General features: G+C 66.6%; 14 protein-coding genes. 9 read left to right on the top strand and 5 right to left on the bottom strand.

The genetic code is table 11. The features are described 5' to 3' along the window. Positions 1-17 precede the first annotated feature (17 nt). Positions 18-1,376 (top strand): DUF2252 domain-containing protein, encoded by a 1,359-nt coding sequence (locus tag ACFWPK_RS01295; RefSeq protein ID WP_378912513.1) that lies wholly within the window; start codon positions 18-20, stop codon positions 1,374-1,376. Here the strand turns inward: ACFWPK_RS01295 and ACFWPK_RS01290 are convergent. After that, entirely contained in the window at positions 1,346-2,008 is a 663-nt protein-coding gene (locus ACFWPK_RS01290; RefSeq protein WP_378912512.1) for a hypothetical protein, read from the bottom strand. The genes ACFWPK_RS01295 and ACFWPK_RS01290 overlap by 31 nt on opposite strands. Positions 2,009-2,111: 103 nt before the next feature. On the opposite strand from ACFWPK_RS01290, the gene ACFWPK_RS01285 reads away from it, so the two are divergent. Genes ACFWPK_RS01285 through ACFWPK_RS01275 form a run of 3 tightly spaced genes read left to right on the top strand, consistent with a single transcriptional unit; the run spans position 2,112 to position 5,110 of the window. Next, positions 2,112-2,825 (top strand): TetR/AcrR family transcriptional regulator C-terminal domain-containing protein, encoded by a 714-nt coding sequence (locus ACFWPK_RS01285; protein ID WP_378912511.1) that lies wholly within the window; start codon positions 2,112-2,114, stop codon positions 2,823-2,825. 21 nt (positions 2,826-2,846) lie between these two features. After that, positions 2,847-3,734, top strand: coding sequence for an AAA family ATPase (locus tag ACFWPK_RS01280; protein WP_378912510.1), 888 nt, complete (start codon positions 2,847-2,849; stop codon positions 3,732-3,734). Then, the gene (locus ACFWPK_RS01275; protein WP_378912509.1) at positions 3,731-5,110 is read left to right on the top strand and encodes a VWA domain-containing protein; all 1,380 of its coding nucleotides are present in this window, start codon (positions 3,731-3,733) and stop codon (positions 5,108-5,110) included. The genes ACFWPK_RS01280 and ACFWPK_RS01275 overlap by 4 nt, the downstream gene beginning before the upstream one ends. Positions 5,111-5,146: 36 nt before the next feature. On the opposite strand, the gene ACFWPK_RS01270 is transcribed toward ACFWPK_RS01275, so the two are convergent. Further along, complete coding sequence (locus ACFWPK_RS01270) at positions 5,147-5,602, bottom strand: nitroreductase family deazaflavin-dependent oxidoreductase (RefSeq protein WP_378912508.1); 456 nt, start codon at positions 5,600-5,602, stop codon at positions 5,147-5,149. 28 nt (positions 5,603-5,630) lie between these two features. Then, complete coding sequence (locus ACFWPK_RS01265) at positions 5,631-6,086, bottom strand: carboxymuconolactone decarboxylase family protein (RefSeq protein ID WP_378912507.1); 456 nt, start codon at positions 6,084-6,086, stop codon at positions 5,631-5,633. A gap of 176 nt (positions 6,087-6,262) precedes the next feature. Between ACFWPK_RS01265 and ACFWPK_RS01260 the strand changes: the two genes are divergently transcribed. Beyond that, positions 6,263-8,752: a tetratricopeptide repeat protein gene (locus tag ACFWPK_RS01260; protein WP_378912506.1), complete on the top strand. Its 2,490-nt coding sequence runs from the start codon at positions 6,263-6,265 to the stop codon at positions 8,750-8,752. Here the strand turns inward: ACFWPK_RS01260 and ACFWPK_RS01255 are convergent. Continuing rightward, positions 8,712-9,239, bottom strand: coding sequence for a DinB family protein (locus ACFWPK_RS01255; protein WP_378912505.1), 528 nt, complete (start codon positions 9,237-9,239; stop codon positions 8,712-8,714). The genes ACFWPK_RS01260 and ACFWPK_RS01255 overlap by 41 nt on opposite strands. Positions 9,240-9,327: 88 nt before the next feature. On the opposite strand from ACFWPK_RS01255, the gene ACFWPK_RS01250 reads away from it, so the two are divergent. Continuing rightward, the gene (locus tag ACFWPK_RS01250) at positions 9,328-10,284 is read left to right on the top strand and encodes a helix-turn-helix transcriptional regulator (RefSeq protein WP_378912504.1); all 957 of its coding nucleotides are present in this window, start codon (positions 9,328-9,330) and stop codon (positions 10,282-10,284) included. A 32-nt stretch (positions 10,285-10,316) separates the two neighbouring features. Here the strand turns inward: ACFWPK_RS01250 and ACFWPK_RS01245 are convergent, their stop codons facing one another. Next, positions 10,317-11,459: a hypothetical protein gene (locus tag ACFWPK_RS01245; RefSeq protein WP_378912503.1), complete on the bottom strand. Its 1,143-nt coding sequence runs from the start codon at positions 11,457-11,459 to the stop codon at positions 10,317-10,319. Here ACFWPK_RS01245 and ACFWPK_RS01240 point away from each other — a divergent pair. The 3 genes from ACFWPK_RS01240 to ACFWPK_RS01230 all read left to right on the top strand — a co-directional run bounded on the left by ACFWPK_RS01240 (position 11,442) and on the right by ACFWPK_RS01230 (position 13,696). Further along, a complete protein-coding gene (locus ACFWPK_RS01240; RefSeq protein WP_378912502.1) occupies positions 11,442-11,942 on the top strand; it encodes a hypothetical protein in 501 nt (166 codons plus the stop codon). The two genes, ACFWPK_RS01245 and ACFWPK_RS01240, sit on opposite strands and share 18 nt — an antisense overlap. A gap of 159 nt (positions 11,943-12,101) precedes the next feature. Beyond that, on the top strand, positions 12,102-13,097 hold the full coding sequence (locus ACFWPK_RS01235) for a type IV toxin-antitoxin system AbiEi family antitoxin (RefSeq protein ID WP_378912501.1): 996 nt from the start codon (positions 12,102-12,104) through the stop codon (positions 13,095-13,097). A gap of 257 nt (positions 13,098-13,354) precedes the next feature. Continuing rightward, positions 13,355-13,696, top strand: a complete 342-nt coding sequence (locus tag ACFWPK_RS01230; protein ID WP_378912500.1) for a hypothetical protein — start codon at positions 13,355-13,357, stop codon at positions 13,694-13,696. Positions 13,697-14,167 lie beyond the last annotated feature (471 nt).

Here is a 14,167-nt window from a genome sequence, read left to right as displayed (position 1 = left end):
AGCGCCAGACTTGCTCGATGACGACGGTTGAGGATTTCGATCGGCAGGCGGCTGAGGTCGGTAAAGCGGCGCGGCAGCGGGTTTCGCGATCCGCGATGGGGGAGTGGAAGGCGGAGCCGGGTCGGGAGGACCCGGTGGCGATTCTGCTGAAACAGAACGCGAAGCGGGTACAGAGTCTGGTGCCGATCCGGATGGCGCGGATGGCGGAGTCGCCGTTCGCTTTCCTGCGTGGTGCCGCGGCGGTGATGGCCTATGACCTGGGCAGTGGCCCTGACACCGGACTCGTCGTGCAACTGTGTGGCGACGCGCACCTGGCGAACTTCGGGCTCTTCGGTACGCCGGAACGCAACCTCGTCTTCGATCTCAACGACTTCGACGAGACACTGCCCGGCCCGTTCGAATGGGACGTCAAACGCCTGGTCGCCAGTGTCGCGGTCGCCGCGCTCGGGAAGGGCTGTTCCGACGAGGACGCGGCGTCGGCGGCGGAGGCGACCGCCCGCGGCTATCGCGAGGGCATCGAGGCACTGGCCGAGCAGGACAGTCTCAGCATCTGGTATGAACGCGTCGACGCCGACAAGGTGATCGCGCAGATCCCCAAGAAGAGTTTCCGCAAGAAGGCGGAGAAGACGGTCGCCTCGGCCAAGAAGCGCACCAGCCTGCAGGCGCTGGACAAGCTCACCGAACCCGATGCCGACGGCATCCCGCGGATCAAGAATCAGCCGCCGTTGCTGGTACCCGTCACCTCGCTCGACGAGGCCACCGTGAAGGACGTGCTCGCCGAATACCGGCGCAGCCTGCCCGACCAGATGCGTGTATTGCTCAATCGCTACACCCTGGTCGATACCGCCGTGAAGGTCGTCGGCGTCGGCAGTGTCGGTACCCGGTGCTTCATCGCGCTGATGATGGACAAGGAGTCCGGCACCCCGCTGTTCCTGCAGATGAAGGAGGCCGACACCTCGGTGCTGGCGCCGCATCAGAAGCCGAGCCGGTATCGGCACCAGGGACATCGTGTCGTCGCCGGTCAGCGACTGATGCAGGCGGCCAGCGACATCTTCCTCGGCTGGGCCACCGGACCCGAGGGTGTGCACTTCTACTGGCGTCAGTTCCGCGATATGAAGGGCTCGGCCGATATCGAGAACATGAGCCACCGTCAGCTCTCCAATTACGGCGGGCTGTGCGGTGGTGTGCTGGCCCGCGCCCACTGCCGTTCGGGCGACCCGATCGCCATCGACACCTATATCGGCGGCAGCGACAAGTTCGACAAGGGATTGCGCGATTTCGCGATGTCGTATTCGGATCAGACCATGGCCGACTACCGATTGCTGCTGGCCGCGATCGAGGACGGTCAGGTGGAAGTGGCCGACAACGCGTACTGATCGGCCGGGGCCGACCGGTACAGCGCGATCCCGATCGCGAACAACCACAGCATGGTGAGCCCGCCGACGGTCGCGGTGGTGCCCCACCCGTTGGCGGCGTAGAACTCGGCCGGAGTGTTCCCGAAGAACAGCGACGGCACGAACGCGAAGTTCACCGCCGCCAGAGCCCAGCTGGTCACGATGCACCAGCGGGGCAGCAGCCGTGCGGCCGCGATCGCGAAAGCCACCAGGAACAGTCCTTCCAGCAGTCGCGAGACGGTCCCGTACAGGATGTAGGTGCCCGTGACGGTGATGGTGGGATCGATCGGCTCGGGTGCGGCGATCACGGCACCGACCTCGAGCCCGGTCGAGACCATAACGACCGTGAGCCATGCTGTTCCGGCCCTGGCGGCCAGCGACCCGAACCATTCGCGTTCCGGGTCACGCTGTCTCACGACGTAGGCGATCCCGCTCATGAACACGATGAACAGGGTGATCCCGACCAGCCCGAGCAAGCATCGGGTGAGCACATTGGCGTCCGGCGGCGCCCCCGCGTAGACGAAATACAGCGGTAGTTCGATCAGCGTGCATCCTGCACCCGCGAACGCGGCAGCTCCGGTGATTCGCTGAATCTTGTTGATGTCCATAGTCATTCGCCCCTCGCCTTCGAGCCTTCCCGCCCGATCGCAATTAGTATAAGGCTTAAACTATAACCCCTATGTTAAGTTGAGGGAACCCCGAACGAACGAGGAGACGGTGACCAGCAAACAGCCCGATCCGGCTCGGCCGCGCGTCGGCCGCCCAGCCGAGCTGGACGCGGATCGCATCGTGGCGACGGCCATCACGCTGGCCGACCGCGACGGTCTACGCGCCGCGTCGCTGACGAAAGTGGCTGCCGCGCTGGATGTCACACCGATGTCGCTCTACCGCCACATCGGCTCGAAAGACGGCCTCACCGACCTGATGGCCGACACCGCCTTCGGCCCGCCACCTGTCATCGGTCCCGCCTGGCGGCCCGCCCTGCGCGAGTGGGCGACCGGTCAGCGAGCCGTGTTCGCGCGCCATCCCTGGCTGACTCAGATCCCCATCACCGGCCCGCCGCGCGGCCTGAACGCCCTCGCCTGGATGAACGCAGGCCTCGCCGCCCTGCGCGACACCGGCCTGGACTGGGGCGCCAAGATCGGCGCGATCACCGTGGTCGGCGGCTATGTCCGGCAGTCCTTCGTCACCGACCGGCACATGGCCGAGCGGCGCGGCACCGAACAGCGCAGCGAGGCGCAATCTCTCGACGCGTACCAGCGCGAGGTGTCGACCCTCGACCTGTCGCAGTTTCCGGAGATCGCCGCCCTCTTCGCCGACCGGGCTTTCGCCGACGTCCCACCGGACGAGGAATCGGCGGACGGCGATTTCACCTTCGGCCTCGACCTCGTTCTCGACGGAGTCGCCGCCGCGATCGCCGGGCGCGGGTGACACTCGATATACTGGTTACCGATGAGTAACTTCTTTTCCTCGGTGGACCAGGTGACCGACCGGCTGACAGCCGCCGGCTACCTACCGTCCCTCGATATCGCGACCGCGGTCTTCCTCGCCGACCGCCTCGGCAAACCGCTGCTGATCGAGGGTCCCGCCGGTGTCGGCAAGACCGAGCTCGCCAAGGCGGTCGCCGCCGCGGTGAGTGCCGAGCTCATCCGCCTGCAGTGCTACGAGGGCGTGGACGAAGCCCGTGCCCTGTACGAGTGGAACCACGCCAAGCAGCTGCTCCGCATCACCGCCACCTCCGGCGAGGACTGGGACAGCACCCGCGACCACGTCTTCACCGACGAATTCCTGCTCGCCCGCCCGCTGCTGGCGGCGATCCGCAACCCCGACCCCACGGTCCTGCTCATCGATGAGCTCGACAAGGCCGACGTGGAACTCGAGGGCCTGCTGCTGGAAGTCCTCGGCGACTTCCAGGTGAGCATCCCCGAACTCGGTACCGTCACCGCGGTCCGCAAGCCCTTCGTCATCCTCACCTCCAACGCCCACCGCGACCTGTCCGAAGCACTGAAGCGTCGCTGTCTGTATCTGCATATCGACTATCCGACAGCGGAATTGGAGAAGGCGATCGTCGCGCTCAAAGTCCCTGAGCTCGATGCGGCGCTGGCCGAGCCGGTGGTGGCGACGGTGAGCGCGTTGCGTCAGTTGTCGCTGCGCAAGGCGCCGTCGATCGCCGAAACCGTCGACTGGGCAAGAACTTTGGTTGCGTTGGGCACCCGGACGTTAACTGGCGGTGTGGTCCGCTCGACGCTCGGGGTCCTGCTGAAATACCAGTCGGACCATCGCGTGGCCATCGACCGGCTCGGTCTCGACGACCAGCCGGACGGCAGTGTGAAGCCATGAGCCCGCCCCCCGACCGCTTCGCCCCGACGAGCGATCGGCTCGTCGATTTCGTCACCCTGTTGCGCGAGCACAATATTCACGCGGGCCCCAGCGAAACCATCGACGCGGCAGCCGCGATCGTGGCACTCGGCACCACCGACCCCCGTATTCTCCGCTCCGGCCTGGCCGCCTGCCTGCTCCGCCGCAACGGCCAACGCAGAGTCTTCGACCAGCTCTTCGACCTGTACTTCCTCGGCGTCTCGCTGCCACCTGCACGCCCGAGCGCGAAACCCGAGGATCTGCGCGAGCGCCTGATCGCCACCCTCGTCCAGGGGGAAGACACCGCCGAACTGGCACGCGAAGCGCTCAATACCTTCGGTGCCTACGGTGGTGCGGGCGAGAGCGCGGGCCGGGTCACCCAGGCTTCCGGCGCGGGCTGGTCGTCCTACCTGACCATGAAATCGCTACGCCCGGACGAGATCTCCGAGCAGCTCGCCCAAACCATGGGTGGCACAGGACAGTTCGACACGGCGGTGCGCACCATCGAGGCCCGCCGCCGGGTCGACCAGTTCCGCACCGATGTGCAAACCGAGGCGCGCCTGCGCTCGGCCGAACTGCGCGGCACCGACTACATCGCCCGCCGCGGCGTCGAAAACTCCGCGGACCGAACGGATTTCCTCGGCGCCCGCGAACAGGACCTCGCCGAGATGCGCCGCCTCGTGCACCCGTTGGCCCGCAAGCTCGCCACCCGGCTCGCGGTGCGCCGCAAGAAGGCGGTACGCGGCCAGATCGACTTGCGCCGCACTTTGCGTCGTTCCATGGCCACCGGTGGTGTCCCGGTTGATCCGGTACTGCGTGCCCGCAAGCGCGGCCGCCCCGACCTCGTTGTGCTGGCGGATGTTTCGGGCTCGGTCAGCGGTTTCGCCGAATTCACCCTGCAATTGGTGCAAGCCCTGCAGGACCAGTTCAGCAAGGTCCGCAGCTTCGGTTTCGTCGACACCTGCGCCGAGATCACCCAGTACTTCACCCCCGGCGAGCCCCCACCGCCGGGCTTCGCGCAGAACATCGTCCGCGAAGGTGGCGTCGCCCGGTTCGGATCCAGCAATTACGGCGAGGTGCTCCAGGGTTTCGTCGACCACTACCTCGACGCCGTCGGCCCCCGCACCTGCGTCCTGATCCTCGGCGACGCCCGCACCAACCGCACCGACCCGAATCTCGCTGCTCTGCAGGCGATCACCGAGCGCGCGAAGGCGGTCTACTGGCTCAACCCGGAGCCGTCGCGCTCATGGTCGACCGGTGACTCGGCCGCCGAGGACTATACCGACATCGTCACCATGCACGAATGCCGCAATGTCGCCCAGCTGGCCGAGGTGATCGGCAGACTCCTGCCTGCCTGAGTCGGCGAGCCACCCGGGGCGGCTCGCCGTCGGCGCTCATCGCGGGCTGAGCCGCACCACCGCGTACTCGTGATCGCTCTTGGCCTGGTACTTGCCGTACCGAGGCTGCGCGGCGGTGATCGCGTCCCATGCCCTTGCGCGTTCCTCGCCGGCGAGCACTCGCGGGGCCACGGCAAGGGGTTCCTCGCCGGGCAGTTCCACTGTGGCCTGCTCGGGGTGTCCCATCAGGTTGAGGTGCCAGTCCGGGTGCCCGTTCTTGCCACCCGATGCCACCAGCAGCCAGCCGTTGTCGTCACCGTCGGAGAACCAGGAGATCGGTGTCTGCCGTGGCGTGCCGCTGCGGCGGCCGACCGTGTGGAGGATCAGCACATCCATCCCCATGAAAGTGCCTTTACCGCTTCGGACCTTGCGGTTCATCCGAGCGTTCATCTTGTGCTGCATCCATCGCGAGAAGCCGCCGTGGCCCTTGTTTGCCTGCTGATCTGTGGACATCGGAGTGTTCCTTTCAGTGAGTGGAGCCTCAGCCCCAGGCGCCGGCGATCTGACGGGTGGTGGCATTGAGCCGGTTGAACATGTTGGTGACGCCGATCATCAGCACGATCGAGGCGAGCTGCTTCTCGTCGAAGTAGCTGGCGGCGCTGTCCCAGATCTCGTCGGTGACCGCGTCGGGACGGTCGGCCATCCGGGTGGCGGCCTCGGCGAGCTCGAGTGCGGCGCGCTCCTCCTCGGAGAAGAACGGGGTCTCGCGCCAGGCGACCACGGTGGCGAGGCGGTCTTCGCTGACGCCCGCTTTGCGTGCGGTGGTGGTGCCACCGTGCACGCAGGCGGCGCAGCCGTTGATCTGGCTGACCCGCAGGTGCACCAGCTCCAGGATCTCGCTGTCCACGCCGCCGGTCTCCACTGCCTTGAGTACCTGCTGGATCGGGCCCATCGCGTCGGTGAGGACCATGGCGGGGTTCTTCATCCGAGACTGCATGTCGTTCTCCTTGTTCGTTCGTTCTCCGCTGCTTGCGGTGTGTCTCAATAACAGCCCGTGCGGCGCTGGAACAGAATGGCTGTGGGACACTGTGGGACAGCTGAAAACGGCCCTGACCACCGCCTTGTCGGTCGTGAGATTTCTGGTCCAGGCCGGGACAACGGGAGTGGAAAACGGTGGTTGTGCAACAGCAGACGGCACGGGCGTACCCGCAGGACGAGCTCGCTTCGCGCCTGCGACTGATCCAGGAGCTTTCCGGCCGCGGGGTGCGAGCCCTGGCCCGCGACACCGGCCTGAGCTCGTCGTCGCTCTCGCGCTACCTCAGCGGCCAGACGGTCCCGCCGTGGTCGGCCGTCCTCGAGCTGTGCCGCCTGGTCAAACGCGACCCGCGCCCGCTGCGTCCCCTCTGGGAGCGCGCCAACAACCCGCTGCCCGCCCCGCCGAAGACCAGCCGTCAGCCCGCCCCGCCGAGCCCACCGGCCGACGCCCCACCGCCGCCACGCAACGACCTGCCCCGCGATCTGCCCGACTTCACCGGCCGCGACCAGGCACTGGCCGATGTGATCGCCGCCGTCCGTTCCGATCGCGTGGTCGCCATCGACGGCATGGCAGGCGTCGGGAAGACCTCCCTGGCCGTGCACGCCGCGCATCAGCTCACCGCCGAATATCCTGACGCCCAGCTGTATCTCGACCTCCACGGCTTCACCGACGGACGCCAGCCGCTCGACCCCGACGCGGCCATCCGCGCGCTGCTGGCCGCGTTGCAGGTCCCCTCGGAGAGGGTGCCGCAGGACGGGGGAGTCGAACTGCGGGCGGCCTGTTGGCGCTCGGAGCTCGCCCGGTTGCGCGCTGTCGTCGTGCTGGACAATGTCGTCGACGCCGCGCAGGTCAGTCAGCTGTTGCCGGGTGCGGGCGAGTCGGTCGCCATCATTACCAGCCGCAACCGGTTGCTCGAACTCGATGAGGTCCCGCCGGTGACCCTCGACGTCCTCACCCCAGAGGAGAGCGCGGAACTGCTGGTGCGGGCCAGCGGCGACGCGCGCGTCGGCCGGCTCGCCAAGGAACCCGAACAGACCGCCGAAGTGCTCCGTCTGTGCGGCAACTTACCCCTGGCGTTGCGCCTCGCGGCGGCTCGGCTGCGCCATCGACCGGGCTGGTCGGTCGGCATCCTGGTGGAGCGAATGGCCGAGGGCACCAGCGAATTCGACACCGCCTTCGGCATGTCGGTCCGTCAGCTCAATCGAGATCAGCGCCGCCTGTTCCGTCTGCTCGGCCTGATCCCCGGCTCCACCTTCACCGACTACGTCGCCGCCGCCGTGGCCGACGTCTCGCTGCGCAGCGCCCGCACCATGCTCGAAGACCTCCTCGACGCGCACCTCGTCCAGCAACCCGCCGACGGCCGCTACCGCCTCCACGATCTGGTGCGCCAGCACGCCCGCCACGCCACCTTCGAACACGACACCCCCGCCGACCGCGAACGCGCCCTGCATCGCATCCTGGACTACTACGTCCACACCGCGGCCGCCGCCGACGCCGCCATGCCGTTCCTGTCGCCGACCCGCCCCGTCTCCGCCGGCGCACCGCCCGCGGAATTACCGCACTTCCCCGGCCGCGACCCCGCGTTCTTCTGGTTCGTCTCCGAGTACACCAACCTGATGGCCGTGTTCTACGCCGCCGTCGAAGCGGGCGCCGACACCCACGTCTGCGAACTACCGCGCTTCATGCGCGCCTTCTTCGCCCGCCGGTGCGGCACAACACATCTCAACGCACTCTTCGAGCAATCTCTCACCGCCGCACAGAATCTCGGTGACCCACGCCAGCTCGCCGAAGCACACAGCGACCTCGGCTTCGCCCGCTACAACGCGGGCCGCATGACCGAAGCGGCCGCCGCCTACGCCGCCGCCGCACCTCTGGTCGCCGCGGCGGGCGACCCGCTACCCCGAGCCGAACTGACGATGCGCTGCGCCCAATTGCGGTGGGACGAAGGCGGTATCGACGAACCGCTGGAACTGTTCCGCCAAGCCCGCGACCTCTACACCGCCGGCGGTTGCCCGACCAGTGCCGCCGACGCCATCGCCGGCGAAGCCTGGGCCATGCTCCAGCTCGGCCACCGCGAACAGGCCGCCCAACTGGCCCGCGAAGCCCTCGCCATCCCCACCGGCAACCCGTCGCTACAGGCCCAGATCACCCTCGGTGTGGCGATCGCGGCCGACGAACCCGAAGCAGCCCTCGACCACCTGGACCGCGCCCTCACCCTCGCCCGCGAGGACGGCCACAAACACAACGAAGCCTGGTGCCTGAACTGCCGGGGTGTCGCCTTGCGCGACATGGGCCGCTACGAAGAAGCCCTCGCCAGCCACCGAGAAGCCTTCGCCCTCCTGGACGCCGTCTTCGAAGACCACTGGAAGATCCACTTCCTCAACAGCTACGCCGAAACCTGCCGCCTCGCAGGACTATCCGACGATGCCATAGACCTCTACCGCCAAACCCTCACCCTCGCACCGAGACTGGGCCACCGTTTCGAAGAGGCGACAGCCCACCAGGGCATCGCCGAGGTCCTCGACGCCACGGACCCGGCCGCCGCCACCGAACACCGCGCGGCAGCCGAGTCCCTCTTCGCCGAGATCACCCCATCGACTTCGCTCCATCCAGCGATTCCCGAATGATGTCGGCGTGCCCGGAGTGCTGGGCGGTCTCGGTCATGATGTGCATCAGCGCGCGGCGTGCGGTCCAGCGTCCGCCGGGCTCGAACCACGGCGCCTCCGGCAGGGGCTGACTCACGTTCAGATCGGGGAGGGTGCGCACGAGTTCGTCGGTCCGTGCGGCCACCTGCTCGTATTCGGCCAGGACGCCCGCGAGCGTTTCGCCGGGCAGCATCCGGAAAGCGTCGCCCCACTGTGCGAGCTGTTCCTCGGTCATCGAGTCGAAGTCGGGGGCTTCCGCGGGCCCGTCGACGATGAAGCTCGCCCAACTCGCCTCCACCGCGGCCACATGTTTGATCAGCCCGCCCAAGCACAGCTCGCTGGCGGTCGTGCGCAGACCCGCCTGCTCGTCGGTGAGGTCGCGGACGGTGAAGCGCAGGAAGTGCCGGTGCTTGGCGAGCATCTCGAGGATGTCGGTGCGCTCGGTGTCGATCTCGGTGCCGGCGGTCATGTGCTGATCCCTTCGCTTGTCGGTGTGTAAAACCAAGGTAGGACACATTGCGGTCAGTTTCTGTCCGCAATTGCGAGATAATCGAACCATGGCCGATACGAGCGCACGCACCCTCCGACTGCTGTCGCTGTTGCAGACCCACCGCTACTGGCCCGGCACGGAACTCGCTGAGCGACTGAGTGTTTCGGCCCGCACCCTGCGCCGCGACATCGACCGGCTGCGCGAACTCGGCTACCCCGTCGACGCCAGGCCCGGCGTAGACGGCGGCTACCAGCTGGCCGCGGGCGCCGCCCTGCCACCGCTGGTCCTCGACGACGACGAAGCCGTAGCCATCACCGTCTGCCTGCAAGCAGGATCCCAGGGTGCGGGCGACGGCTTGGCCGAACCGTCCATCCGCGCACTCGGCAAATTGGTCACGGTCCTGCCCACCCGCCTACGCCGCCGCGTCGACGCCCTCCGCGCCATGACCGAATCCACCGCCTGGACCGCCGTCCCCGTCTCCGACGTAGACCCCGCCGTCCTCACCGACCTGGCCCTCACCTGCCGCCGCGAAGAACGCCTCACCTTCACCTACACCGCCGCGGACGACCGAACCAGCATCCGGGAAGTAGAACCCCACCGCCTCGTCTCCCAGGGCCGCCGCTGGTACCTCGTCGCCTACGACCTCACCCGCCACGACTGGCGCACCTTCCGCGTAGACCGCCTCACCGCCTCCGCGACCACCGGCACCCGCTTCCGCCCCCGCACCCTCCCAGCCCCCGACGCCGCCACTTTCGTCCGAGACTCCATCGGCGCCCGCCGCTCCGGCTACACCGTGACCGCCGAAATAGCAGCCCCCGCCCTCGATGTCCACGCCCGAATAGGCCGCTGGTGCACCACCACCGCCCTCCCCGCCAACCGCACCCACATAGAAATGACCGTCGACAGCCTCGACTGGCCGATCCTGGTGCTGGGCAGATCAATGGCGGACTTCACTGTCCTCGGCCCACCAGAACTCATCGCTCTGGTCCAGGAATGGGGCACCCGCTTCACTCGTGCAACGTAGAGAGCTGGATCACCGTGGACAGCGGTGTCGCGTCAACCGTTGCGGTAGCGCCCCTTCTGCCTCCGCTGATAGAACAGCAGATCCACCTCCACCGGCTCGACCAGCGCCGTGATCTCGGCCAACCTGGTGTCATACCGAAGCTCGGTGATGCAACGGTGCAGATAGGCCCGCCGCTCCGGCCCCAACTGAGCCCAGATCGCCCCGAACCGAGACTGTCCCCGCTCCCCGGAAACCGCGACAAGATCGAGTAGCGCGGGCCAGCAACCAGTTTCGGTCGCCAGCGCGGGCAACTCCGCCACGGTCGACTCCGAGAGCAAAGCGAGCGCGTACCCCACAGCGCTCCTGACGTCGTCATCCATCCGCGACATCAAGGTGAACAGCCCGCGCCAACTCTGCGCATCCTCGCGCCCATCCATCGGCGCGACCAGGTCGACCCCCACATCCGGATCACCGAACATCGGATTGCCGACCAACGTCCACAGCCCCAACGGCGTGAGATAACCGGCCAGCGTGAGGAATTCGGGCACCGCCCCGAGGGTGAGCGCGGTGCGCACCAGCCGCGCGACATCACGGGGCTGCGCACTCCCGAACAGAATGTCGCCCACCCGCCGGATCACATCGGGCGCGCACCGCGAAAACACCGACAGCGCAGCGTGTTGCAGGTCAGCGGAACCCGCCAGCACCGTCTGTGTCATCCGCGGAACCCGCCGGTGCGGCCCATCGAGCAGCTGACGAACCACCGCGCTGAGCACCTCGACGTCATAGGAGAACGCCGCGGAGAAGATCAGCCCGGCGTCATCGCGCACCCCCGCCTCGACCGCCGCGATCACTTCCGTTGTCGCACATGCCAAGAACGGACCAGCCGTCACATAGTCGCGCCGCCGCAGCAACTCGTTGACGATCTCGACGATCGGCCCCGGCGCCATCTGATCGGCCAGCTGCTCGATGGCCCGCGGATCCAGATAGGGCGCACAATCGGCCGCATACCCCGCGTCGAGCATCGTCAACGTCTCCGCCGCCTTGCCCGGATGATCCAGCCCCACCGACCCCGCCGCCCGCCCCGTCATCATCGGCGGAACCAGCTTCTGCACCAACGGAATCGAGATCGTCAGCGGAATGAACGGCACCAGCGCACTGATCCGACGAAACGTCTCCGTGTGCTGATCGAACAACACCCCCGAAATCTGCTGATTCAGCGCATGCAACCGATCGGCCCCCAGATACCGCAGGTGATCCAACCGCTGCGGATGAACATGCAACGTGCGAGCCAGCAGAATCAACTGCGCCCGAGTAGTCAGGTCCGTCATCTGCCGCCGAACATGATCTTCTTCGTCACCCGGCGCAACGGCCGAGGCAACGCAGAGACCATCGAATCGATGGACTTGTCCAACGCGGCCGCCTCGAACGTACTCGCGGCCCTCATCAACTCGAACAGATCCCGAGCCTCATCAGCCGGCAACTGCTCCAACGCAGGCAAAGTCTCCGGCAAGCCACCTTCACGGTCACTTCTGACAGTCATGCGGCTCCTGGGTAACGCGATCCTCTCCTCCGAGGGTCCCCTCTTCCGCTCTTACGCGCTACGACTTCGCCGAATCACTGTGCATGGCAACGAAAACCGCAGCACAGGTACATGTGAACCGACGTACCACTTCGAGTGACGCGTGACGGCACACCTGCTGGGAGTGGAGAGTGTTGGGATACTCCCGTACGGCGCGGTGCGCGGCTGCCCCAGATGCAAAGGCTATTGCACAAGCGAATGTATGATGGATTGAAGTCGGTTGTTTGATTTTTCTTCCTAAATATACTAGGAGGCAGGCGTGGAGCCGGATATACGGCGTGACCTGCTGCGATTACTGCAGCGCGCAGGAGTCAGGGTTGCGAGTGGCGAACCGGACCTTCTCCTTACTGCGCCGGACGGCACCAGCAGACCCACCGCGCTGAAGTTTCAGACCCGCGCACGCCTGACTCCCGCGGTGCTTCGACGCCTGCGTGAGCAACACCGCAAGTTTCCCGCTTCAATGGCGGCGTTGTTCGCAGCCAATGAGGCAGCTGCGCCAGTCATTGTCGCCGCTGAGGCAGGCGAGTTCGACCTCGTACTGGCAGATCCACCGATGGTCATCATCAACGGGGCAGTGCTGTTGGATGAGTCGCCACCGCGACGGTCCGACCAGCACCACCGTGTTGCCTGGCAGCGACTTGCCGTCGAGCGCGTTCTGGCGATCTGGGAACAACCGATGACCCAGCACGAAATCGCCGCCGTGGTCGGGGCGAGTCAGCAGGCCGTCTCGACGGCGATGCGGGCGAATGAACACATCACCCACACGCCGACCGATGGTTGGATCGGCACCCCGGAGTTGCTAGATGTGTGGCTTCGTGAGTACCCCGGCCCGCGCGGAACACAGACGCACTGGTTCGGTCTCGATGCGCCCGCAGAGCAATACCGTGCGGCCCGGGAATTGTTGAGCGAGTTGACGGTTGGCTCGGTGCTTTCCGGAGACTTGGCGGCTGATCGCTATGCGCCCTGGATGTTGCCGTCTTCGGTCAGGCTGTACGTTGACGAGATCATCGACTTCACTGCGGCTGGATTTTCACCCGCAGATCCAGCGGATGCGACCATGACAGTCGTCATCCCGGACGATCGGTCGATCCGAACCGTGGCATCTCACGTCCACGGCGAGGTCCCCGCCGATGGCCACGTTGTCGCCGACCCGGCGATCATCATGTGGGATCTACTGCACAGCAGCACCGACCCGACTTCGACGGAGGCAGCTCACGTGGTGCGAACAGCGATCGAAAAGCATCGGGCAAGGTAGCCGGTGGCGCCGATAACCGCCCGAATCTCCATCGCCTCGACCAGCAACGCCTCAGATCTCGGATACTGGGCCTTGGCCGACGTCGCAGCGGCAGCCGTCGATCTGGGAGAGTCGGATTGGCGTGTCATCGGCGGACACTTGTTCCCTCCTTCGGGCCGCAGCGCACGGTCACGATCGGCGGCCGTGGATTCGATCCCGGACCTGGCTTGGGCTTGGCGTTACTTGCCACCCCTCTGCAAGTCGACGTCGTCGTACGCATGCTCGACAGAGGCCAGTCTCTCGAGTTCACGATCCTGGTTCCAGACGTCGAGGCTGCTGTGGTCCTCAAGGCGTTGGCGTGGCAGTCACGGCGTGCCGACAAAGACCTCGTCGATATCGCGTCGCTGTTCGAAATTGTCAATGAGCATCGGGCCTCGTTGTCTCTATGGGCTCTCGACCGATCACCACTCATCGGCGTCCGCCTGGACACGACCCGAGCTCTCGCGCGGCTACTCGTGATGCTCGACAGGGGAAGGGTCAACCGTTCGTTGCTGCTGAACCAACCGCCATCCAGACTCGCTTCCCTGATCCGCAAGCACGTGAACATCGCCTCTGCATGAGCGCCGTCGGTCACCGAACACTGCCCCCGGCCGACTCCGGCGCTACAAGATCGGCTTGTTCGGTGAGTGCTCGAAACTCCCGCTGGGAGTGGGAGAGCGGGGGAGTGCAGGGGCACCCCGGTACCGCAAGGTACGGATGCACCCTTGACGCGAGGTCCGCCGGTCGGTCGTCGCTACGGTCGTTTGGTGATGCACGCCCGCCGGGCATTACTCGGCAAGGGCCGGGACTGGGATTCTGCACAGAGCCAGGAACACCCAGGGAAGCCCTGGTATCCATGCCACCAACCACGGTGGAGCCGTCCGAGTCCGCCTTTACCAGCCGACTCTGTGTCATCGGAATGGTTGCAGCGGCCCCTCTGACGGGCGACGACTGCGCGAGTAAGGCGCATCACCCGCACAACTCGCCCGGGCGCACAGCGGCAAGGGGGGAGGTTGGCGGAGACGCCAGAATCATCGGTAGGCTTCCTGCCT

The organism is Nocardia sp. NPDC058519 (assembly GCF_042719755.1).
Lineage (GTDB): Bacteria > Actinomycetota > Actinomycetes > Mycobacteriales > Mycobacteriaceae > Nocardia.
Note: the sequence above shows the minus strand (reverse complement) of the source record. Positions and strands in the feature narration are given on the sequence as shown.